We start from the raw sequence: 21025 nt of genomic DNA on the forward strand, positions 1-21025 counted from the left end.
TGCCCGACGACACCCTCCTCACGGCCGCCATCCGCGCCATCCGCGCCGGTGACCTGGCCTCCACCGCGCCGCGCAAGCAGGCGCCCGGCGACAGCTCCGGCGGCAGCGGCGACCTGCCGCGCACCGCCGCCGCCGAGACCCTCGCCACCATGCAGGCCGCGGTCCTGACCGGCGAGGCCCTGTGGATCGGGTACGTCAACGCCGAGGGCGCCGCCAGCCAGCGCGTCATCGCCCCGATCCGCGTCGAGGGCGGCTTCGTCACGGCGTACGACCACACCGCCGACGAGGTACGGACGTACCCGCTGCACCGGATCACGGGCGTCGCGGAGCTCGCCGAGGGCGACTGAACCGCCGGGGAAGAACCCCTTCGGGTGTACGGCGGACTTCATGCACGCCACGCCGGGGATGTCCAACGGTCGGGCGAGCCTGCGGGCGTGTCCGCATCGCGGCGCGGGCCCCGGGGCAGCCACCGGGTGTCCCTGAACGGGCCGGAGATCACCGGATCCGTTCGCGTGCAACAGAAAGGAAGTCCCCATGCGACGTGCCGTTCGTCGGGTCGCCGCCGTGATGACCTCGACCATCGCCCTGCTCGGTGTCTTCGCCGCCGAGGCAGCCGCGGTCGGTATCGATCTCGGCGGTGGCGTGACCCTCTGACACGTTCCGCTCGTCAGCTTCTCCGTTCTCGCGGGCCGGTCCCTGTCCCCGGGGCCGGCCCGTTTCCGTCGGCCGCAAGAAAGGTCTTCCGTGCGTTCCAAGCTCGCCCTGTCCGTCTGCACCGCCGCACTCGCCCTCCTCACCGGACTCGCCCCGGCCGCGGCCGCCCTGCCCCTGCCGCTGCCCGCCGCCGGGGAGCCCCTGGTCACCGAGGGCGTCACCGTCGAGGGCCCGCTGGTGAACAACCTCACGCTGCCCGCACTGAAGTAGCCGGTCCGCTCCGGGTCCCGTCGGGCGGGCGATCAGGCAAACTGGACGTTTGGCCGTGTGTGCCCGTGCCGAGCCCGTCGCAGAAAGGCAGCCGCGCGTGAATGGTCCGCTGATCGTCCAGTCCGACAAGACCCTGCTCCTCGAGGTCGACCACGAGCAGGCCGACGACTGCCGTCGCGCCATCGCGCCGTTCGCCGAGCTGGAGCGGGCCCCGGAGCACATCCACACCTACCGGGTGACCCCGCTGGGCCTGTGGAACGCGCGTGCGGCGGGCCATGACGCCGAGCAGGTCGTCGACGCGCTGGTGCAGTACAGCCGCTACCCGGTGCCGCACGCGCTGCTCGTCGACATCGCCGACACGATGGACCGCTACGGCCGCCTCAGCCTGGTCAAGCACCCGGCGCACGGACTCGTCCTCACCAGCACCGACCGCCCGGTCCTGGAGGAGGTGCTGCGCTCCAAGCGCATCGCGCCGCTCGTCGGCGCCCGCATCGACCCGGACACCGTCGCCGTGCACCCCTCGGAGCGCGGGCAGATCAAGCAGGTGCTGCTGAAGCTGGGCTGGCCCGCCGAGGACCTCGCCGGGTACGTGGACGGCGAGGCGCACCCGATCGAGCTGGTCGAGGACGGGTGGGCGCTCAGGCCGTACCAGAAGCAGGCGGTGGAGAACTTCTGGCACGGCGGCAGCGGTGTCGTCGTGCTGCCCTGCGGCGCGGGCAAGACCCTCGTCGGCGCTGGATCGATGGCCCAGGCGAAGTCGACCACGCTGATCCTGGTCACCAACACCGTCTCCGCCCGCCAGTGGAAGCACGAGCTGGTCAAGCGCACCTCGCTCACCGAGGAGGAGATCGGCGAGTACAGCGGGACGAAGAAGGAGATCCGGCCCGTCACCATCGCCACGTACCAGGTGCTGACGACGAAGCGGAAGGGCGTCTATCCGCACCTGGAGCTGTTCGACTCCCGCGACTGGGGCCTGATCCTCTACGACGAGGTGCATCTGCTGCCCGCGCCCGTCTTCAAGTTCACCGCCGACCTCCAGGCCCGCCGCCGCCTCGGCCTCACCGCCACGCTGGTGCGCGAGGACGGCCGCGAGTCCGACGTGTTCTCCCTCATCGGCCCGAAGCGGTTCGACGCGCCGTGGAAGGAGATCGAGGCGCAGGGCTACATCGCGCCCGCCGACTGCGTGGAGGTCCGCGTCAACCTCACCGACTCCGAGCGGCTCGCGTACGCGACCGCCGAGCAGGAGGAGAAGTACCGCTTCTGCGCCACGACGGAGACCAAGCGGAAGGTCACCGAGGCGATCGTGCGGCGTTTCGCCGGGCAGCAGATCCTCGTCATCGGCCAGTACATCGACCAGCTCGACGAACTCGGCGAGCACCTGGGCGCGCCGGTGATCAAGGGCGAGACGTCCAACGCGCAGCGGGAGAAGCTGTTCGACGCGTTCCGGGAGGGCGAGATCAGCGTCCTGGTCGTCTCCAAGGTCGCGAACTTCTCGATCGACCTGCCGGAGGCCACGGTCGCCATCCAGGTGTCGGGCACCTTCGGCTCCCGCCAGGAGGAGGCCCAGCGGCTCGGCCGGGTGCTGCGGCCCAAGGCGGACGGCCACCAGGCGCACTTCTACTCCGTGGTCGCCCGCGACACCATCGACCAGGACTTCGCGGCGCACCGCCAGCGGTTCCTGGCCGAGCAGGGGTACGCGTACCGGATCATGGACGCGGACGAGCTGCTTGCGGAGAGCTGAGCAGCCGCGCGGGCCGGTCGGCCTTCGGCCAGGTCAGCCTTCGGGCAGATCACCCTTCGGGCAGTGTGAACACGAGCGTCAGCACGAACAGCGGCGGCAGCAGCGACACGGCCGCCGCCCACGCCCGCCACACCGACCAGCGGGGCGTCCAGGGCAGCAGCCACGCGGTCAGCCACGCCCCGAAGGTGAGGAAGCTGCCGAAGAAGAGCGTCCCGTAGATCAGCGTCAGCGAGGTCGTCAGCGCCTGCGAGCAGTTGTCCGGGCCGCAGGAGTCGGTCGCCATGGCGGACAGCCCGCCGAAGAGCAGCGCCGCCGGTCCGAGGACCATCAGCAGCGCACTCGCGACGGCCGGCGCCACCCAGGCACGAGAATCCCTCATACGGCCAGTGAAGCCGGGGGCCGGTGCCCGCGCACCGGCGGACGTACTCAAGCGGAGGGGCCGGGATACTCAGTCGTGGGGGTACCGCTTGCGCAGGACGCCCGCCTCCTCGCCGTACTCGCCGAGGATGACGACGTCGAACGCGGCGCCCAGGAACACCTTCACGGCGCGCAGGGCGTCGCCGAGGAGATGACGGTGGTCGCCTTGCAGAGGGGTTGCGCCGGGCGGCAGGCCCGGCGGCGACGTGGGGTGGATGGCTGCTGCACTCATGCCTCCATGGTGACTCCGAGGCCCCTCGCCGGGCATCGGCCCGAGGGACCGATCCTCAGAGCCGTCGCGTACGTCTCGGGGCCTACGGGCGGGGCCCGGCTCCCTCCGCCAGGACGTACACCGCCCCCTAGGGGGCGCCGAGACGACAGACCGCGCGACGCCGATAAATCGTTTGGCTCCCCAGCCGCCCCCGTCCTAAAATCTCCGCTCTTGCCCGCCTCCCCTTCACGGAGCGCCGCCGACCGGACGGCAACCGGTCGGCATCTCGCACGCCCACATCCCGCAGGTCCTCCGGAGGCACCCCCTTGTCCACCGCCGACCCCCTGTCCCGCGAACGCGCGCACCTCGCGGCGTCCCGTTCCGCCCTGCGCGCCATGCGGGAGGACGTCGAGGCCCTCGACATCAGCGACGTCACCGCGAACTGGGTCAACGCCCAGGTGCTCCAGCACCAGATCGAACAGCGCATCAAGGCCCTCGCCGACCTCAGCGACACCCCGCTGTTCTTCGGCCGCCTCGACTACCTGCACGCCCCCGGCGCCGAGCAGGCGGAGGGCGCACAGGGCGAGAGCTTCTACATCGGGCGCCGCCATGTGCACGACGCGGACGGCGACCCCATGGTGATCGACTGGCGTGCGCCGGTGTCGCAGCCGTTCTACCGGGCGTCCAAGAAGAACCCGATGGACATCGCGCTGCGCCGCCGCTTCGGCTACACCGGCGGCGACCTCACCGCGTACGAGGACGAGCACCTGTCGGACCCCGCGGAGGCGGCGAAGACCAGCAAGCTGCTCCAGCAGGAGATCGAGCGCCCGCGTGTGGGCCCGATGCGGGACATCGTGGCGACGATCCAGCCCGAGCAGGACGAGATCGTACGGTCGGGCCTCGCGGGCAGCGTCTGTGTGCAGGGTGGCCCCGGCACCGGAAAGACGGCGGTCGGCCTGCACCGCGTCGCCTACCTCCTCTACGCCCACCGCGAGCGCCTCGCCCGCACCGGCACGCTGGTCGTCGGCCCCAACCGCTCCTTCCTGCACTACATCGAGCAGGTGCTGCCCGCGCTGGGCGAGCTGACGGTCGGGCAGGCCACGGTGGACGACCTGGTGGCCCATGTCGAGGTGCGCGGCACGGACGACGCGAGGGCGGCGACGATCAAGGGCGACGCGCGCATGGCGGAGGTCCTGCGCCGGGCCCTGTACTCCCACGTGACGATGCCCACGGACCCCGTGATCGTGGTCCGCGGCTCCCGCCGCTGGCGCGTCCCGGCGTACGAACTCGAAGAGCTGGTCCAGCAGTTGCTGGACCGCGACATCCGCTACGGCGCCGCCCGCGAGGCCCTGCCGCAGCGCATCGCCCACGCCGTGCTGGTGCAGATGGAACGGTCCGGGGAGGCCCCGGACGACCGCGTGCAGGACGCGGTGGCGCGCAACAGCGCGGTGAAGGCGGCGGTGAAGACGATCTGGCCGGCCGTGGACCCCGCGAAGCTGGTGCTCCGCCTGCTGAGCGACGCGGACTTCCTCGCCGAGCACGCGGAGGGTCTGCTCGACGAGGACGAGCAGAAGGCGATCCTGTGGGCGAAGCCGGCCCGCTCGGTGAAGTCGGCGAAGTGGTCGGCGGCGGACGCGGTCCTGATCGACGAGGCGACCGACCTGATCCAGCGCACCCCGTCCCTCGGCCACGTGGTCCTCGACGAGGCGCAGGACCTCTCCCCCATGCAGTACAGGGCGGTGGGCCGCCGCTGCACCACCGGTTCCGCCACGATCCTCGGCGACCTGGCCCAGGGCACGACCCCCTGGGCGACCCGGAGCTGGCAGGAGGCCCTGACCCACCTGGGCAAGCAGAACGCGGTGATCGAGGAACTGACGGCCGGTTTCCGCGTCCCGACGGACGTCATCACGTACGCCTCCCGCCTCCTCCCGCACATCGCGCCCGGGCTGACCCCGGTGGCGTCGATCCGCGAGAACCCCGGCTTCTTCGAGGTCAGGAAGGTCACGGAGGCGAGCGAAGTGGTCGCCGCCTGCAAGGAGTTGCTGACGAACGAGGGCTCGGTGGGCCTGATCGCGGCGGACACCCGCATCCCCCGCCTGACCGAGGAACTGACCGCAGCGGGCCTCGCCTGGGTCACCCCGGGCGAGGAGACCACGCAGACCACCCGCCTCACCCTGGTCCCGGCCTCGTTGGCGAAGGGCCTGGAGTACGACTACGTGGTCCTGGACGAACCGTCGGCGGTGGTCAACGCAGAACCAGACGAACGCACGGGCCTACGCCGCCTGTACGTTGCCCTGACGAGGGCGGTATCGGGCCTGATCGTCACGCACGCGGCTCCGTTGCCGAATCAACTGGGGTAACTGCAACACCTTTAGGGGCGCGGGGAACTGCGCGACCAGCCACACCGAACCGGCACCCGGCACCGCGCAGAACCCCCCACCCCCTCAGCCGCCCAGAGCCCCCCGCCACCGAGCAACCGCCTCAGCGGAAACAGCCCCGTCCCACCCCTCAGGCCGAGCAGCCCCACCGATGTGAAACCCGTCGACCCCCGCGTCCAACAAAACCGGCACATGATCGAGCCGAAGCCCACCCCCCACCAACAGCTGCTGCTCATACCCCGGCTCCCCCCGCAGCCGAGCCTCCCGCAGCAGCGTCGGCAGCCCGGCATCAACCCCTGCCACAGCCCCGGCCGTCAGATACGTGTCCAACCCCGGCAGCCCGTCCAACTGCTTACGCAGCGCATCCCGATCCGCCGCCCGGTCGATCGCCCGGTGGAACGTCCACGGGCACCCCTCCAGCGCCCCGACCACCCGCTCGACGGCATCAAGGTCCACACCCCCGCCGGCGTCGAGAAAGCCCAGCACGAACTCCGAGGCCCCGGCCGCCCGCATCTCCCCCGCAACGCCCACCAGCCGATCGACATCCCCCGCGGCGAACCCGTCCGCCAACCGCAGCATCACCCGCAGCGAGATGTCGACGGCCCCACGAATCGCCCGCACGGTCCCGGCCGAGGGCGTGAGCCCGTCCGCCGCCATGTCGGTGACCAGCTCGAGGCGGTCCGCACCTCCGGCCTGGGCGGCGACCGCGTCCTCCACGTCGAGGGCGATCACCTCCAGGACTGCACGCTTGCTCATGGGACCCCATTCCTCGGGCATCAAAGACGGCGACAGGTCTAGTCCAATCTAGACTACGCCCCGCCCGCTCAGTCCCCGAAGATGTTCAGCTCCTCCACCTCCACCCCGGCCAGCTCATACCCGGCCCCGTCCACCGGCCGCCCCGCATACAGCCGCACCAGCGTCGGCCCGTCCCCGATGAACCGGGCCGGAGGCCGCTCCCCCGACACATCACCCAGCCGCAGCGGCTCATCGGCGTCGTCGAGATCGGCGTGCAGCGGCAGATGCCCCTTCTCCGCGGTCACCTGGGCCAGCAGCGCCAGCGCGTAGGGCAGCCCCGCGCCCGCGTACGCGCCGGGCTCACCGAACGCCACGCGCACATCACCGGCGTGCACCCACTCCCCCAGCGCGACCCCGTCCAGCAACCCACCGGCCTTGGCGATCACGGGCCCCGCCTCGGTCATCCCGCGCTCCAGCTCGTCGACGACCTGGGCGTTGCTCCACCCGGCCCGTTCGGCGATGTCCCGGTCGTTGGACTCGGGCGAGAAGACCCCGGGCTCGAACCGGCTCTCCACCACCCGGGTGAGCGCGGCCGAGCAGTGCGCCAGCACATCCCGCACCGTCCACCCGGGACACGCCTCCACCGGCAACCCGAAGTCCTCCTCCGCCCTCCCCCGCAACAAGGGGATCAGCACATCCCGCTCGACGGCCAGCAGCCGCCCGGGCAGCTCGGGGTCACGTTCGTTCTGCACATCCGCAGGAGTCGTCATGCCTTCCACGCTAGGGCCTGTCCCAGCGGATCAACCCGAGTTCGGCGCCCCTGATCCGCCCGAGCTCGCGAGAATGACCTCATGGCCGACACCGAAGCCCTGCGCGCCCGTTTCGCCCGAGCCCTCGAAGGCGCCCGCGGCGGAACCCAGGGCCCCGACCCCACGCCCTACGCCGACAACCTGCTCGCCCGCTGGCAGGAACCCCAGCGGCACTACCACACGCTCACTCATCTCACCGCGGTCCTGGATCACATCGATGAGCTGGAGGCGTACGCCGACGACCCCGATGTCGTACGGCTCGCCGCCTGGTTCCACGACGCGGTGTACCAGCCCGAGCGGTCGGAGAACGAGGAGCGGTCGGCGCGGCTCGCCGAGCGGGCGCTCGTCGAGGCCGGGGTGCCCGACGACAAGGTCGCCGAGGTGGCCCGGCTGGTCCGCCTCACCGTCGCGCACGACCCCGCCGACGACGACCGCGACGGCCAGGTGCTGTGCGACGCCGACCTGGCGATCCTCGGCTCGCCGCCGTGGGCGTACGCCCACTACACCGCCGCCGTCCGCGAGGAGTACCACTTCGTGCCGGCCGACGCCTTCCGCGAGGGTCGGGCAGCCGTGCTGCGCCAACTCCTCGACCTGCCCCGCCTGTTCCGCACCCCTTACGGCCAGGAGCGCTGGGAGGCCACCGCCCGCTACAACATCCGCGGCGAGCTGGAAATGCTGTCGCTGCCGGTGCCGCCACCCGCGTAGCGTGCCCGGCATGCGTGCTGTGGGAGCGGAACAGGTGGAGGAAGCCGTCGCGGACTGCGTGGCGGCGCTGGGGGCGGTCGGCGACCGGGACTGGGAGGGGACCACGGCCGGGCGGCTGGAGTGGAGCTGCCGGGAGACGGCGGTGCACATCGCGAGCGATCTCATCGCCTACGCCGGACAGCTCACGGGCCGGGCGCGGGACGCGTACGTGCCCTTCGAGATCGCGCTCGACCCGGGCACCGACAACACCGGCGCCCTCCACGTGATCACCACGACCGGCGCCCTGCTCGCCGCCGCCGTCCGCACCACCCCGCGCGCGGTCCGCGCCTTCCACCCGTACCCGTTCCGGCACGCGAACCGCGAGGGCTTCGCCGCGATGGGCGTCGCCGAGGTGCTGCTGCACACGCACGACATGTGCGAGGGCCTGGGCGTGGCCTACGAGCCGCCTGCCGACCTCGCCTCCTTCGTGCTGACCCGGATCTTCCCGCACGTCCGCCCCGGCCCCACGCCCTGGGAGACCCTCCTGTGGGCGAGGGCCGCGGCGAGCTGCCGGGCCGCGAGCCGGTCACCGGCTGGCGCTGGAGCAACAACCCGGTCCTTCAGACCGAGCGGCTCACCCTCGAAGGCGTCACCCCGGCCACCGCCGCCGATCTGGCCCTGGGCGGCGACGGCGGATTCGCGTGGGTCCCCTCTGGGCCGTTCGAGGGAACGCGCGAGGGTGCGGGGATGGCGTTCAAGCAGTACGAGGAGGGCGTCTTCCGGCCCGAGTGGACCATGTACGTGCTGGTCCGCCGCGAGGACGACCGTGCGGTGGGCGCGATGGGCTTCCACAGTGCGCCGGACGACACCGGCCGCGTGGAGATCGGCTACGACCTGTCCGAGGGCGCCCGGGGACAGGGCTACGCCACGGAGGCGCTGCGCGCGCTGGCGGCGTGGGCGCTGGAGCAGGACGGCGTGACGAAGGTGGCGGCGGTCGTCGAGCGGGGCAACGTGCCCTCGCAGAAGGTCGTCGCTCGGGCCGGGTTCACGCAGGTCGCCGAGGACGACGCGCACCGCACCTACGAACTCCGCGGCTGAACCCCGCCCTTGCGGCGCCGCAGCCCCGCCGCGTGCAGCAGCCGCACCACCTCGCGGCTGCTGACCTCCCGCGCCCCGGCGCGCACCGCGTCGGCGTAGCGCTGGCGGGGGATGTCGTAGTGGTCGCGCTCGAAGGCGCGGCGCGGGACGCCGAGGCGGTCGGCGAAGGCGTGCAGTTCGTCGTAGGAGTGGTCGCTGACGAGGTGGGACCACATGCGGCCGTGCCCCGGCCAGGTGGGCGGGTCGATGTAGACCGTCACGAGTCGGCCGCCCGGCCGGTACCGCCGCCCGCCACGCCCAGCGCGCCCACCGCCGCGACCTTCACGCCCGCCTTGTGGCACACCCAGTGCGGGTCGGGCCCGAGTTCGGGCTCCACGTCCAGGGCGTGCGGGTCGCCGGAGCCGCACACCGGGCACAGCGGCCAGCGGCCGTACCGCTCCAGCAGGGCGTCCTGCACGTCCTGGGCCACCAGTCCGGCGAGGTAGGCGGCACCCTCCGGCCACTGCTCGACCCACCAGCGGCGCTGGGCGACGGACTCCTCGACGAGGGAGACGACGTCCGCCTCGGCGACCTCCCGCGCGACGAGGTCGGCGAGCACCAGGGCGCGGGCCGCGTGCAGCGCCTGTTCCAGGGGGCTGACGGGGGCGGCGTGAGAGGTGTCGCGCGAGGCGTCGCGAGAAGTACCGTGCGGGTCGGAGGGGTTCATGTCCCTATTGTGCGCACTCTTGACCGCCCCGCCGAGCCGAAAATATCTTTCATACGTGACCCATGACGTGAAGGAAATTTTCGCGAGCGAGCGCGGCCCCGGCGGCTCCGCCACCGCCCCGCCCGCACCCGCCGCCCTCGCGGCCAAGGTGCGCACGCTGGCGCCGTCGATGACCCGTTCCATGCAGCGGGTCGCCGAGGCCGTCGCGAGCGACCCGGCCGGCTGCGCGGCCCTCACGGTCACCGGCCTCGCGGAGCTCACCGGCACCAGCGAGGCCACCGTCGTGCGCACCGCCCGCCTGCTCGGCTACCCCGGCTACCGCGACCTGCGCCTGGCCCTGGCCGGGCTCGCCGCCCAGCAGCAGTCGGGCCGCGCGCCCGCCATCACCACGGACATCGCGGTGGACGACCCGATCGCCGACGTGGTGGCGAAGCTGGCGTACGACGAGCAGCAGACCCTCGCGGACACGGCGGCCGGTCTGGACACCGTGCAGCTCGGCGCCGCCGTCACCGCGCTCGCCGGGGCGGGGCGTACGGATGTGTACGGCGTCGGGGCGTCCGGGCTCGTCGCCCAGGACCTCACGCAGAAGCTGCTGCGCATAGGGCTGATAGCCCACGCCCACAGCGATCCGCACCTCGCCGTGACCAACGCGGTCCAGCTGCGCGCGGGGGACGTGGCCATCGCGATCACCCACTCCGGTTCGACCGGGGACGTCATCGAACCGCTCCGGGTCGCCTTCGAGCGCGGGGCGACGACGGTGGCGATCACCGGGCGGCCGGACAGCGCGGTCACGCAGTACGCCGATCATGTGCTGACGACGTCCACGGCGCGGGAGAGCGAGCTGCGGCCGGCGGCGATGTCCTCGCGGACGGGGCAGTTGCTGGTGGTGGACTGTCTGTTCGTGGGGGTGGCGCAGCGGACGTATGAGGCTGCGGCGCCGGCATTGTCCGCGTCGTACGAGGCGTTGGCTCATCGGCATCGTCGGTAGGCCGTGGTCCGACTGTTGTGGTGAGCTGCGGGTTGGTGGGGGCCGGTCGCGCCCACGCGGCGGAGCCGCATATCGATACAGCCCCGCGCCCCTAGGTAGTTGCACCTGCCCTCGTCGAAAAAGAAACCCGGAGAGCCGACCCGCCCATGACCTCTGCACACGACCCTCGTGATGTCCGTACGGAGTTGGAGTCCCTGACCACCGAAGCCTTCCGGCCGGAACTCGCCGACATCGACCGGCTGCCCACCCTCGACATCGCGCGGCTGATGAACGGCGAGGACGCCACCGTGCCCGCCGCCGTGGCCGAAAAGCTCCCCGAGATCGCCGCCGCGATCGACGCCATCGCCGAGCGGATGGCGCGCGGCGGCCGGCTGATCTACGCCGGTGCCGGCACCGCCGGCCGTCTGGGCATCCTGGACGCCTCCGAGTGCCCGCCCACCTTCAACACGGCCCCCACCCAGGTCGTCGGACTCATCGCCGGCGGCCCCGACGCCATGGTCACGTCCGTCGAAGGCGCCGAGGACTCGCGGGAGTTGGCCGAGTCGGATCTGGCCGCGCTGGAGGTGACCGGCGACGACACGGTGGTCGGCATCTCCGCCTCCGGGCGCACCCCGTACGCCATCGGCGCCGTCGCGTACGCCCGCGCGCGGGGTGCGCTGACCGTGGGGCTCGCCTGCAACGCGGGCAGTGCGCTGGCGGCGGCGGCCGAGCACGGCATCGAGGTGGTCGTGGGCCCGGAACTGCTCACCGGCTCCACGCGCCTGAAGGCGGGCACGGCCCAGAAGCTCGTCCTCAACATGCTGTCGACGATCACGATGATCCGCCTGGGCAAGACCTACGGGAACCTGATGGTCGACGTCCGCGCCTCCAACGCCAAGCTCCGCGCCCGCTCCCACCGCATCGTCGCCCTCGCCACGGGCGCGGAGGACGCCGCGATCGAACGGGCCCTCGCCGCCACGGACGGCGAGGTCAAGCCCGCGATCCTCACCCTCCTCGCCGACCTCGACGCCCCGACGGCCACCCGCCTCCTCAAGGAGACGGACGGCCACTTGCGGGCGGCGCTGGAGGCGGCGAAGGGCTGAGCGTCAGCCGCGCAGCGACCTGCCCTGCAGCTCCAGTGCCTCGGAGAGGATCCGCACCGCCTTCGGGCCGACACCGTGCAGGGCCAGCAGCTCGGCCTTCGTGTGCCGGGCCACGTCGTCCAGCGTGGTCAGTCCCGCGCCGAGCAGCGCCTGCGTCGCCGGGCGGCCGATACCGGCGGGCAGGTCACCACCGCCGGGTTCGTCGGCGGCGGCCTCCGCGGCGGCCAGTGACGCCGCGAGCCGCTTCGGGGCCCGGCTGAACCAGGCGGCGCGCACCAGGGCGTTCAGATCCTTGCCGTTGACGTCGGCCAGCGGCACGCGGAAACCGATCGTCCGGCCCGACCGGACGAGGCGTTCACCGGTCGGATGCGCGGCCACGGCGGCCTCGGTCTCGTCCACCGGCAGATTCAGCTGCACCTGGCCGTCCTTCGTCACCGAGACAAAGCCCTTGCCCCGCACGGAGAAGGCGACCATGCCGAAATGCGTGCCCTCCTCGGCCTCCGGGAGGGCCAGGGCGTACGTACGCAAGTGAGCCAGAGTGGTCATCCACGCAGTGTTCCGCATCGGTCGAACCGGGGCGGGATACTGGAGCGAAACCGACCACGGAGACCTCACCATGAACCACGCGCAGCTCACCGCCCTGGGCCGCGCCCTGCGTGTGCTCGGGGAGCACGGGGAGGCGCTGTCCGCCGACACGCCCGACGCCAAGCTGCACGAGGTGAAGGCCGACCTCCGGCGCGCCCTGGAGCTGCTGGACGAGACCGTCACCACCGACGTGCCCCGCACCCGCTGCCCCGAGCACCCCACAGGACCGGTCGACGAGAGCGCCCCCGACCTGTGCCTGCTGTGCGAGACCCGGCGCCGCGCCGCCCGCCGCGCCGAGTACAACGGCCCCGCCCCCCAGTACCAGTCGCCCGAACCGGCCCCCTCCCGCTACGGCGTCCGGGGTGACCGCCCCCAGCCCCAGCAGCGGTGGCTGCCGGAGCTGTGGAACGGCCAGGCGTGGCAGCTGTGCGGCACCCCGCGCCGCGACCGCCGCGAGGCCGAGCTGTACCTCGCGGCCCAGCGCCGCGGCCCCCGCCCCGCCATGGCGTACCGGCTGGTGCACGAGTTCACCGACTACGAGGTGCTGCGCGTGTGGGGCACGCCGGTCAAGGTCGACATCGAGCCGATGGGCGGCGGCCTTTAGCCAAGCTTGGGAACAGCCGGCCGCGCCGTGCTGAGGCACTTCGGCAATGGGTTCTGCAGGGATCCCACCCGCCCCATGCCATGCGCGGGCGGGTGCCACCAGCCATCGTCACAGTTCGGCCTGTCCGGGAACACGGACCGGACCACCTCCCCGACGGGCGGTTCGGCGAACGGTATGCCGCGGAACACCGCCGGCTCCCCCGCGTACCGCCCCCGCACGGAACCGGCGGCGGTCCGTACGACGGGCTCGGGGCGGGCGGGATCGTCGGCCGGGGGGCGGGACGCGGGGGGCGTCACCGGTGCTCCTCACGAGTGCGGGACGGGACGGAGCGAGACGTCAACTGCCTTTCAAAATAGGGGCAATTCAGCTGAGCGTCTGCAGCGACGCCGCGTCGTACGGCGCCAGTTCCTCGAAGCGTCCGCCCAGCACCTTGGCCGCCCATTCCGGGTCCTGGAGCAGCGCCCGCCCGACGGCGACGAGGTCGAACTCGTCCCGCTCCATGCGGTCGAGGAGGTTGTCGATGCTGCCGACAGCCGCGCCCTCTCCCTGGAACGCCTTGATGAAGTCCCCGCCGTCGAGGCCCACCGACCCGACGGTGATCGCCGGCTTGCCGGTCAGCTTCTTCGTCCACCCGGCGAGATTGAGGTCGGAGCCCTCGAACTCCGGGAGCCAGTAGCGGCGCTGAGAGGCGTGGAAGGCGTCGACCCCGGCTGCCGAGATCGGCGCGAGGATGGCCTCCAGCTCCTCCGGCGTCTCGGCGAGGCGGGCGTCGTACGCCTCCTGCTTCCACTGCGAGTAGCGGAAGATGACGGGGAACTCCGGCGACACCGCCGCCCGGACGGCGGCCACGATCTCCTCCGCGAACTTGGCACGGGCGACCGGGTCACCGCCGTAGGCGTCGGTACGGCGGTTGGTACCGGCCCACAGGAACTGGTCGATCAGATAGCCGTGGGCCCCGTGCAGCTCGACCCCGTCGAACCCGATCCGCTCGGCGGCGGCAGCGGCCTCGGCGAAGGCCCCGATGACGTCATCGAGATCCTTCCGGGTCATCGCCTTGCCGCCCTCAGTCCCGTCGATCCGCAGCCCGGAGGGCCCCACGGCCGGGGCCTCGGAGTACGGCGACTGACCTTCCTTCCGCACCATGCCGATGTGCCACAGCTGCGGCACGATCGTCCCGCCGGCCGCGTGCACCGCCTCGGCGACCTTCGCCCACCCCGCGAGCTGCTCCTCCCCGTGGAACCGGGGCACCCGGCTGCTCCCCCCGGCCGACGGATGCCCGACGTACGTCCCCTCGGTGACGATCAGCCCGACCCCGGCGGCGGCACGGCGGGCGTAGTACGACACGACGTCCTCACCCGGGACACCGCCCGGGGAGAACATGCGGGTCATCGGCGCCATGGCGATCCGGTTCGGCACGGTGACGCCGTTGATGGACACCGGCCGGGACAGCACGTCGGCGGCTCGGGAGACGGCGGTGGAGGTGGTGACGGTCACGTGGGAGCTCCTCGGAGGACGGAGGTACCGCTTGGTATGTGCGCATGCATTAAACGCACGCCAAGGACAACCGGGAAAGAGCGGAAGCCATTCCGCCCACGGATTGTGATCCGAACCACGCCCTCACCCCGGGAACCGCACCCCCCGATTGACCTGCCGCACCCGCTCCCGCAACACATCACCAGCCGCCGCCTCCCTCACCTCCTCGACGGGACAGTCCCACTCCCGCCCGCCCCCAACAGGCCGCAACTGCACCCGTCCCCCGACCCGCCCCATGACCTCCCCGATCCGCCCGTCCCGCAGATCGACGGCGTACGCATCCACACGGGGCGAGACCTCAAGCGCGGCGGCGAGCAGAGAAGCGACCCTGACATTGCACCGCCCGAGATCGACGAGGGCATAGGGCTCACCGTGAATCCGCGAGACGGGGTCGACCCGCAGGGAGGGCAGGATGACGCCAACCCCACCAAGCGCCTCCCGCAGCCGCTCCATGGCTTCCTCGACATCAGTCACGCTCGCTCCCCTTCACGCTGAGTATTGCGATTCCACACACAGCGTGTCCGACCCCCTCTACCCTGGCCAGACACGGCATCCCAACAACCCCACCTGTACGACAGGGAGTTGCCATGCCTGGACCAAAGGACCTGGACCCGTCCTCCTCCCCTCGCGCCCTGCTGGGCGCGGAACTCCGCCACGCGAGAGAGAAGGCGGGACTCAGCCAGGAGGAGCTGGGCCAACGGCTGTTCGTGAGCGGGTCGTTCATCGGGCAGCTGGAGGCGGGGACGCGGCGGATGCAGCCGGAGTACGCGAAGATGCTGGATGAGGTGTTGGGGACGGGGGGCTTTTTCGAGCGGAACTGCGGGGCAGCGGCCAAGTCGAAGTACGAGGAGCACTTCGCCGAGGCGATGGAAGCCGAGGCGCAGGCCACAGCGATCAGGCAGTACGCGCCACTCCTGATCCCCGGACTGCTCCAGACCTCCACGTACGCACGCGCCGTGAACCGCGCGTACGACCCCACGACCCCGGAGGAGACCGTCGAGAAGTGGACACAAGGCCGGATGGAGCGGACCCGTCTGCTGGACAACCCAACAAAGCCAATGTTGTGGGTGGTGCTTGACGAGGCGGCGCTGCGTCGTGAGACCGGAGGCAGGGCGGTGATGGCGGAGGCTCTGCACCACGTCGCAGGTATGGCCCGCCGGAACCGGGTCATCGTTCAGGTACTGCCGCTGAGCGCGGGAGCGCACCCAGCGATGCAGGGCGGCCTGAAGCTGATGGAATTCGAGGACGCCCCTCCGCTGGTCTATTACGAGGGAGTCGCCAACGGACGACTGGAGGACGACCCGGCCACGGTCACCCAACAGAGGTTCAGGTTTGAACTCCTCGCGGCCACGGCGTTCTCGCGGGAGCAATCCCTGGCCCTCATCGAGGCGCTGGCGCAGGATTACGCCCATGAGGAACACCCCTGATTACGACCTGACCACGGCCACCTGGCACAAGTCGAGCTACAGCCAGGGCGGCAGCGATTGCCTGGAAGCCGGCCGCTGGCACAAGTCGACGTACAGCGGAGGGGGAGGCGGCAACTGCCTAGAAGCCACTCACCGCCTCCCCGACCTCGTCCCCGTCCGCGACTCCAAGAACCCAACGGGCCCGAAGCTCGTGTTCCGAGCCCCGGCCTGGTCCGCGTTCCTCACCAGCCTGAAGCAGCCGTAGCGCGGCTATCCCGCACAACCGCGGACGGGTGACGGGCTGCCGGAGCAGTTCGTGGGGGTGTTTCCCGAGACGACGGTGTCGGGAAGCGATACAACGCCTCCGGAGTTGTAGATCCCGCCAGGAGCGACCCCCGCCGTGTTGAAGCGCACGAAACTGCGCCGGAGGGTGGCCCGCGCGGTGTCCCCGGTCACGGGCGCGGTCAGGTTGTAGATGCCGCCGCCGGTGCCGGCGACGGCGTTGTTCTCGATACGGCTGCGGTCCACGTCCAGCGTGCCGGCGGTGAGGACTCCGCCGCCGTTGCCGACCGTGACCTGGTTGTCCGTGATGGCGGTGTCCCGCAGAAAGGCCACCCCCGGGGGCGCGAGGGCGATTCCCCCGCCTCCGTTCCGCGCGGTGTTCCCGGTGATAGTGACTCCGTCGAACGTGACGCGGCCCGTGTTGCCGTAGACGGCGGCGCCCGACACGGTGGCGGTGTTGTCGGACAACTGGCTGTCGTGGAAGTCCGCGTGGCCGTCCTGGAAAATGCCGCCGCCGCGCATGGAGGTGTTACCCGTGAATGTGCTGTCGTAGAAGGAGACCGAGCCGCCGAAATTGTCGATGGCTCCGCCCCGCTCGTCGGCCGTGTTACCGGCGAGGGTGACGTGGCGGGCCACGAGACTGCTGTGCGGGCGTACGGAAATGCCGCCCCCGCTGTCCGTACTGTGTCCGTCGCGGAGCGTCAGATGGTCTAGGCGCAATGCGCCTTCGGGGCTGTCGACAAGGAAGATCCGTACGTTCGCGGCGGAGGTGCGGCGAATGACGCTCTCGTTGCCGTGGATGACGATGTCGCTGATCACGGCGGGCAGGGCGTTCGTCGGACTGTCCGGCCTGCTGATCTCGTAGACACAGCCGGGGCTCAGCCGCAGGGTGCCGCCCCCGGCGTCGTTCGCCTCCCGGATGGCCTGCTTGAGGGGTTCCTCGCCACAGGGAACCTGGGTGTCGGACGCCGGCCGGGCGACGGCGGTGGACAGGGCGGTGGCGGCCAGAGCCATGGCCACGACGCCGGGGAGGGAGCGAATTCCAGGCACGGCGACAGCCTTTCGAAAGGGAACGGGCCGAGAATATGACTCGCGAAGGTTTCGGTGAGTCCGCGACTTCTCGGGGCGACCCGAAGGTGTGATTTTCAGCCTTCTCCTGGAGCAGCGGCCATTAGGCATCCGGAGAGCCCGGCTATAGGTGCTCCACGCGCCGAACCCTGAGAAGTGGAGCAGAAGTGAAGCACCGAATGGCATTCCGGTCGCACCTGCGGCGGAGATCCGTTGCCCTGGCGGGTGGCTTGCTCCTGGTCTCCGCTCTGGTGGGCGCCGGTGGTGCGGGATCCGCCAGCGCAACCGACGAGCCCACCGGCTGGGTGGTCGTTCTCAAGGACGGGCGGGAGGACCCGGAAAAGCTCAGCGAGGAGCAGGCCGGCCCGCTCTCCGTTCGCGTGCGGCACATCTACCGTTCGGCGCTCCGGGGCTACTCGGTCACCGCGACAGCACAGCAGGCCGCGCGGATTCGTGCCGATCCGCGGGTGGCGTCGGTGACGCCCGACCGGGTGGTGCACGGCGCGGACGGCGAGAACGCGCGGCAGCGACCACGCCAGCCCGTGGCCTTCGGCGAGGACCTGCACCGCGAATGGCACCTGTTCCGCACGGACGCCGTACGGAAGGCGCCGGGTGGTGGACTGACGGCGCATCGGCCCGCGACGGTGGGCGTCGCCGTACTGGACTCCGGTGTCGACCTGGACAGTCCCGAACTGAACTCCGAGTTCGGCATCAACTGCACGGAAAGCCCGCACCCGGCCGACGTCTACGGTCACGGCACCGCGGTCGCCGGACTCATCGCGGCCCGGAACAACGGCGGTGAGGTGCTGGGTGTCGCCCCCGGCACCAAGATCTGGTCGGTCAAGGTCCTCGGCGAGGACAACAGCGGAACACTCTCGTCGATCATCTGCGGGATCGACTGGGTGACCGCCAATGCGCGGGCGAAGAACATCAGAGTCGCCAACATGAGCCTGCTGGGACCCGTCGCGGAGGAGCCCGAACACCAGGCCATCCGCGCGATGACCAGGGCTGGAGTCGTCACCACGGCCTCCGCGGGCAACGGCCCGTTCGACTTCGGCCCGGCGCAGCCGGCCGGCTTCCCCGAGGTCCTCACGGTCACGGCCAAGGACGTGCACAGCCGCCCGTGGCGCAACTCCGGCTTCGCCGTACGAGAGCGGGAGATCAGGCACACGATCTCTGCACCCGGAGTCGACATCTATGTGAAGACCCTGCCCACCAACGGCTTCGGCTGCGACAACCTCGGCCCCGGCCTGTGCACGACGTCCGGCACCAGTTACTCCGCCCCCATCGCCGCGGGAGTGGTCGCCCTCTGCATCAGCTCCGGCCAATGCACGGGCAGCCCGGCCGAGATCATCCAGACGGTCCGCCGACACGCTCGCGAGCACCACCTCGAAACCGACCGCAGATACGGCGGCAGCCCCGCCCTGGGCGACAAGTACTACGGCCACCTGGTGTGGGCGGGCCGGTACTGACGCGGCGCCCTCACCTCCGCCGCACGGGGGAAGCGGATCCTCCTTCGGCCTGATCACCGCGCCCCGGGGATTCAGCACAGTGATCCCATGGAAATCAGCGCGGCGAGCTGGCTCATGTCCTTCCCGGCGTTCGCGTGTCTGCTGGCCCTGTTCGCCCTGGTGGAGAGCGTGTGGCGGTGGTTCACGGGGCTGGGCCTGATCCCGTGGCTGCGCAGGCGCACGGGCCGGACGTTGTCGAGCATCGCCTTCGACGAATTCACGGCGGTCGTGAACGGAAACAAGACGGTGGAGCTGGAGCAGCGGCGCGTGGAGCTGCTGCTGCGGGACGACGAGAGCGACGGCGCACCGCCCCGCTCCAGCGTCGACCTGACCAAGGGCACGGCGTTCATCGTGATCCCCGAGGCTCAAGTCCCGCGCTCCGAGCGCTTTTTCTGAGGAATGGGTGGTGGGCCTCAACCCACCCTCCCACCCGGCGAGTTGACTTGACGCGTTCGGCTTGCGACGCACAGTGACGAGAGGCTAGCGTGCCCGCATAACGAACAGCCCCCGTCAGGTGCGGGAACACCTGCGGGGGCTTAACCAGCGAGATCGAAGACAGAGGTTCGATCCCATGGCTGACGCCCAGCTTAGTCCTGCCTTCCTGCCCGCGCACGCCTCCCCGCACCCGATGGCCAATCCGGGGTACGGCAAGCGCAGCGCGTCGGACCGATCTCCGCGCACCGCACACGACTTCGCGCACCTCCGGCCGCGGGAAGCAGCCATCGCCGCCTTCATCGACCGCCTTCCCGACGGCGCCGACATCTCCGTGAAGACGCTGGCCAGAACCACTCCGTACGGCCAGTGCGCCCTGCGCACCTCCCTCAACCGGCTGCAAGAAGCAGGGCACTTGCGTCGCGGACGGGAGATGGTGACGTCCGAGTCCGGGAGCACCCACTGGATCACCCGAACGTGGTGGTCCCGTACCGCCCGCGACGACCACTGGTGGGCGGCGTTCACCCGTGGCGACGTACCGGAGCAGCGCAAACCGTCACCCACGCGATCCCGTGCCCACATCCTCCTCGCCGCCCTCAGCCGCGAGACGCCCGCGCTGTCGCTCTCCCGAGCTGACTGCGCGTCCCTCGCTCCGCTGGTGGAGGAGTGGTTCGCGCGCGGCGCCACCGACGATGCCGTGCGCGCTGCCCTGACCGCCGGCCTGCCGACCCCCGTCCACCACCCGGCCGCCCTCCTCCGCCGCCGCCTCACCGACAAGCTCCCGCCGGAGCAGCCCACGGCCCCCCGGCCCGTCCGGCTGCTGGAGTGCTCGGAGTGCCGTACCCCCGGCCCGCCGGAAGCCCTGCCCGGCGGCATCTGCCGCGCGTGCCGGGGCGAACGCGCCCCCGCTCGACCCAACACGCCCCTGGCCGCTCCCGCAGTCCACAGCCGCGCAGCCGAGATCCGCGCTGCGATGTCCATGAAGCGAGAAGAGAGGACACCCGTATGACAGCGCCTACGGTCCGACGGCACCATCCCCGGGCACGATGGAGGGGAGGAGGCGACGCCATGACCGCCAATGCCGCTGACCACCCGCAGATGCCCATCGAGGACTTCGAGGACCTCGCCGCCGCAGCCCCCGAGAACGTGCACCTCGAGTTCGTCGACGGCCGCGTACGCACCAAGGAACCGCTCAGCGTCGAGGACTTCGAGGAACTGGAGCGCAGGGCGCCGGAGACCGTCCGGCTTGAGTACGTCAACGGAAAACTCGAGGTCAAGGCCATGCCGGACGGCAACCACCGTTCCATTTACATGTGGCTGGTGCGCCAGTTCCTGCTCCACCGCCCCGACCTCGACCTCACTCCCGAGTCCGGCCTCAAGGCTGAGGCGTACCGCAAGGGGCGGGCCCGCACCGACGCCGCACTCGCCCCCACGGATCACTTCGTCGGGCACGGCGAATGGTCCGAGACCGACGGCATCCTGCTGGCCCTGGAAATCACCTCTCACGACCGCGATACCAACCAGCGTGACCGCATCGACAAGCCCATCGGTTACGCGGAGGCCGACATCCCCGTGTACCTGCTGGTCGACCGTGACAACTGCACCGTCGTCGTGTACAGCGAACCGAAGGACGGCCGCTACCAGCAGATCGACACCCACCCTTGGGGCGCGACCGTCGAGCTTCCCGCGCCGGTGAACATCACCCTCGACACCGAACCGCTCAAGAAGTACGCCGACTGACCCCACACGCCCAAGGGCGGCACCCCCAGCCGAAGCTGTTGGTGCCGCCCTCGGTAAGGACGTTGATCAACCGGAGCCGAGACCCCGAGGT

24 protein-coding genes and 1 pseudogene are annotated in these 21025 nt (G+C 71.2%); 15 read left to right on the forward strand and 10 right to left on the reverse strand.

The window, feature by feature from the left end:
• From N4P33_RS05060 to N4P33_RS05070, 3 genes are all read left to right on the forward strand, one after another.
• Positions 1–347, forward strand: a 347-nt coding sequence (locus N4P33_RS05060) for a WYL domain-containing protein (protein ID WP_260825008.1), incomplete at its 5' end; no start/stop codon positions are given.
• Between the two features lie 397 nt (positions 348–744).
• A complete protein-coding gene (locus tag N4P33_RS05065) occupies positions 745–924 on the forward strand; it encodes a hypothetical protein (RefSeq protein ID WP_260825009.1) in 180 nt (59 codons plus the stop codon).
• Between the two features lie 97 nt (positions 925–1021).
• On the forward strand, positions 1022–2665 hold the full coding sequence (locus tag N4P33_RS05070) for a DNA repair helicase XPB (RefSeq protein ID WP_260825010.1): 1644 nt from the start codon (positions 1022–1024) through the stop codon (positions 2663–2665).
• Between the two features lie 49 nt (positions 2666–2714).
• Here N4P33_RS05070 and N4P33_RS05075 read toward each other — a convergent pair whose 3' ends face one another.
• Positions 2715–3044: a hypothetical protein gene (locus tag N4P33_RS05075; RefSeq protein WP_260825011.1), complete on the reverse strand. Its 330-nt coding sequence runs from the start codon at positions 3042–3044 to the stop codon at positions 2715–2717.
• Between the two features lie 69 nt (positions 3045–3113).
• The gene (locus N4P33_RS05080; protein ID WP_260825012.1) at positions 3114–3314 is read right to left on the reverse strand and encodes a hypothetical protein; all 201 of its coding nucleotides are present in this window, start codon (positions 3312–3314) and stop codon (positions 3114–3116) included.
• 305 nt (positions 3315–3619) lie between these two features.
• Between N4P33_RS05080 and N4P33_RS05085 the strand changes: the two genes are divergently transcribed.
• Entirely contained in the window at positions 3620–5653 is a 2034-nt protein-coding gene (locus N4P33_RS05085) for an ATP-binding domain-containing protein (protein ID WP_260825014.1), read from the forward strand.
• Between the two features lie 84 nt (positions 5654–5737).
• Here the strand turns inward: N4P33_RS05085 and N4P33_RS05090 are convergent, their stop codons facing one another.
• Both N4P33_RS05090 and N4P33_RS05095 read right to left on the reverse strand, forming a co-directional pair.
• Positions 5738–6427: a copper homeostasis protein CutC gene (locus N4P33_RS05090; RefSeq protein WP_260825015.1), complete on the reverse strand. Its 690-nt coding sequence runs from the start codon at positions 6425–6427 to the stop codon at positions 5738–5740.
• 68 nt (positions 6428–6495) lie between these two features.
• Complete coding sequence (locus N4P33_RS05095; RefSeq protein ID WP_260825016.1) at positions 6496–7176, reverse strand: maleylpyruvate isomerase family mycothiol-dependent enzyme; 681 nt, start codon at positions 7174–7176, stop codon at positions 6496–6498.
• A gap of 81 nt (positions 7177–7257) precedes the next feature.
• On the opposite strand from N4P33_RS05095, the gene N4P33_RS05100 reads away from it, so the two are divergent.
• Positions 7258–7920 carry a hypothetical protein gene (locus N4P33_RS05100; RefSeq protein ID WP_260825017.1) on the forward strand — a complete coding sequence of 221 codons (663 nt, stop codon included), beginning with the start codon at positions 7258–7260 and terminating at the stop codon, positions 7918–7920.
• A gap of 34 nt (positions 7921–7954) precedes the next feature.
• Positions 7955–8997: pseudogene (locus N4P33_RS05105) on the forward strand (GNAT family N-acetyltransferase).
• Here N4P33_RS05105 and N4P33_RS05110 read toward each other — a convergent pair.
• Together N4P33_RS05110 and N4P33_RS05115 are read right to left on the reverse strand one after the other, a co-directional pair.
• Positions 8979–9257, reverse strand: a complete 279-nt coding sequence (locus N4P33_RS05110; RefSeq protein ID WP_260825018.1) for a DUF4031 domain-containing protein — start codon at positions 9255–9257, stop codon at positions 8979–8981. The pseudogene N4P33_RS05105 and the gene N4P33_RS05110 overlap by 19 nt on opposite strands.
• Positions 9254–9703 (reverse strand): hypothetical protein, encoded by a 450-nt coding sequence (locus N4P33_RS05115; RefSeq protein ID WP_260825019.1) that lies wholly within the window; start codon positions 9701–9703, stop codon positions 9254–9256. The genes N4P33_RS05110 and N4P33_RS05115 overlap by 4 nt, the downstream gene beginning before the upstream one ends.
• Before the next feature lie 55 nt (positions 9704–9758).
• Here N4P33_RS05115 and N4P33_RS05120 point away from each other — a divergent pair, with 55 nt between their 5' ends.
• A complete protein-coding gene (locus N4P33_RS05120) occupies positions 9759–10691 on the forward strand; it encodes a MurR/RpiR family transcriptional regulator (protein WP_260825021.1) in 933 nt (310 codons plus the stop codon).
• A gap of 146 nt (positions 10692–10837) precedes the next feature.
• Complete coding sequence (gene murQ, locus N4P33_RS05125; RefSeq protein WP_260825023.1) at positions 10838–11773, forward strand: N-acetylmuramic acid 6-phosphate etherase; 936 nt, start codon at positions 10838–10840, stop codon at positions 11771–11773.
• Positions 11774–11776: 3 nt separating this feature from the next.
• Here murQ and N4P33_RS05130 read toward each other — a convergent pair whose 3' ends face one another.
• Positions 11777–12319 carry a hypothetical protein gene (locus N4P33_RS05130; protein ID WP_260825025.1) on the reverse strand — a complete coding sequence of 181 codons (543 nt, stop codon included), beginning with the start codon at positions 12317–12319 and terminating at the stop codon, positions 11777–11779.
• A 70-nt stretch (positions 12320–12389) separates the two neighbouring features.
• On the opposite strand from N4P33_RS05130, the gene N4P33_RS05135 reads away from it, so the two are divergent.
• The gene (locus N4P33_RS05135) at positions 12390–12962 is read left to right on the forward strand and encodes a hypothetical protein (RefSeq protein ID WP_260825026.1); all 573 of its coding nucleotides are present in this window, start codon (positions 12390–12392) and stop codon (positions 12960–12962) included.
• A 363-nt stretch (positions 12963–13325) separates the two neighbouring features.
• On the opposite strand, the gene N4P33_RS05145 is transcribed toward N4P33_RS05135, so the two are convergent.
• Both N4P33_RS05145 and N4P33_RS05150 read right to left on the reverse strand, forming a co-directional pair.
• Positions 13326–14456: an NADH:flavin oxidoreductase gene (locus N4P33_RS05145; protein WP_260825028.1), complete on the reverse strand. Its 1131-nt coding sequence runs from the start codon at positions 14454–14456 to the stop codon at positions 13326–13328.
• Positions 14457–14579: 123 nt separating this feature from the next.
• On the reverse strand, positions 14580–14969 hold the full coding sequence (locus N4P33_RS05150) for a hypothetical protein (RefSeq protein WP_260825030.1): 390 nt from the start codon (positions 14967–14969) through the stop codon (positions 14580–14582).
• A gap of 113 nt (positions 14970–15082) precedes the next feature.
• On the opposite strand from N4P33_RS05150, the gene N4P33_RS05155 reads away from it, so the two are divergent.
• Together N4P33_RS05155 and N4P33_RS05160 are read left to right on the forward strand one after the other, a co-directional pair.
• On the forward strand, positions 15083–15922 hold the full coding sequence (locus tag N4P33_RS05155) for a helix-turn-helix transcriptional regulator (RefSeq protein ID WP_260825031.1): 840 nt from the start codon (positions 15083–15085) through the stop codon (positions 15920–15922).
• A complete protein-coding gene (locus tag N4P33_RS05160) occupies positions 15906–16166 on the forward strand; it encodes a DUF397 domain-containing protein (protein WP_260825033.1) in 261 nt (86 codons plus the stop codon). Before N4P33_RS05155 ends, N4P33_RS05160 begins: the two co-directional genes overlap by 17 nt.
• Before the next feature lie 5 nt (positions 16167–16171).
• Here N4P33_RS05160 and N4P33_RS05165 read toward each other — a convergent pair whose 3' ends face one another.
• A complete protein-coding gene (locus N4P33_RS05165; protein WP_260825035.1) occupies positions 16172–17233 on the reverse strand; it encodes a hypothetical protein in 1062 nt (353 codons plus the stop codon).
• Positions 17234–17481: 248 nt separating this feature from the next.
• Between N4P33_RS05165 and N4P33_RS05170 the strand changes: the two genes are divergently transcribed.
• The 4 genes from N4P33_RS05170 to N4P33_RS05185 all read left to right on the forward strand — a co-directional run bounded on the left by N4P33_RS05170 (position 17482) and on the right by N4P33_RS05185 (position 20934).
• Positions 17482–18723, forward strand: a complete 1242-nt coding sequence (locus N4P33_RS05170; RefSeq protein ID WP_260825036.1) for a S8 family serine peptidase — start codon at positions 17482–17484, stop codon at positions 18721–18723.
• Between the two features lie 87 nt (positions 18724–18810).
• The gene (locus tag N4P33_RS05175; RefSeq protein WP_260825038.1) at positions 18811–19158 is read left to right on the forward strand and encodes a DUF6191 domain-containing protein; all 348 of its coding nucleotides are present in this window, start codon (positions 18811–18813) and stop codon (positions 19156–19158) included.
• 175 nt (positions 19159–19333) lie between these two features.
• Positions 19334–20203 carry a hypothetical protein gene (locus N4P33_RS05180; protein WP_260825039.1) on the forward strand — a complete coding sequence of 290 codons (870 nt, stop codon included), beginning with the start codon at positions 19334–19336 and terminating at the stop codon, positions 20201–20203.
• A gap of 59 nt (positions 20204–20262) precedes the next feature.
• Entirely contained in the window at positions 20263–20934 is a 672-nt protein-coding gene (locus N4P33_RS05185) for a Uma2 family endonuclease (RefSeq protein ID WP_260825040.1), read from the forward strand.
• Positions 20935–21025: the final 91 nt, after the last annotated feature.

Source organism: Streptomyces sp. 15-116A, assembly GCF_025290915.1.
GTDB lineage: Bacteria > Actinomycetota > Actinomycetes > Streptomycetales > Streptomycetaceae > Streptomyces.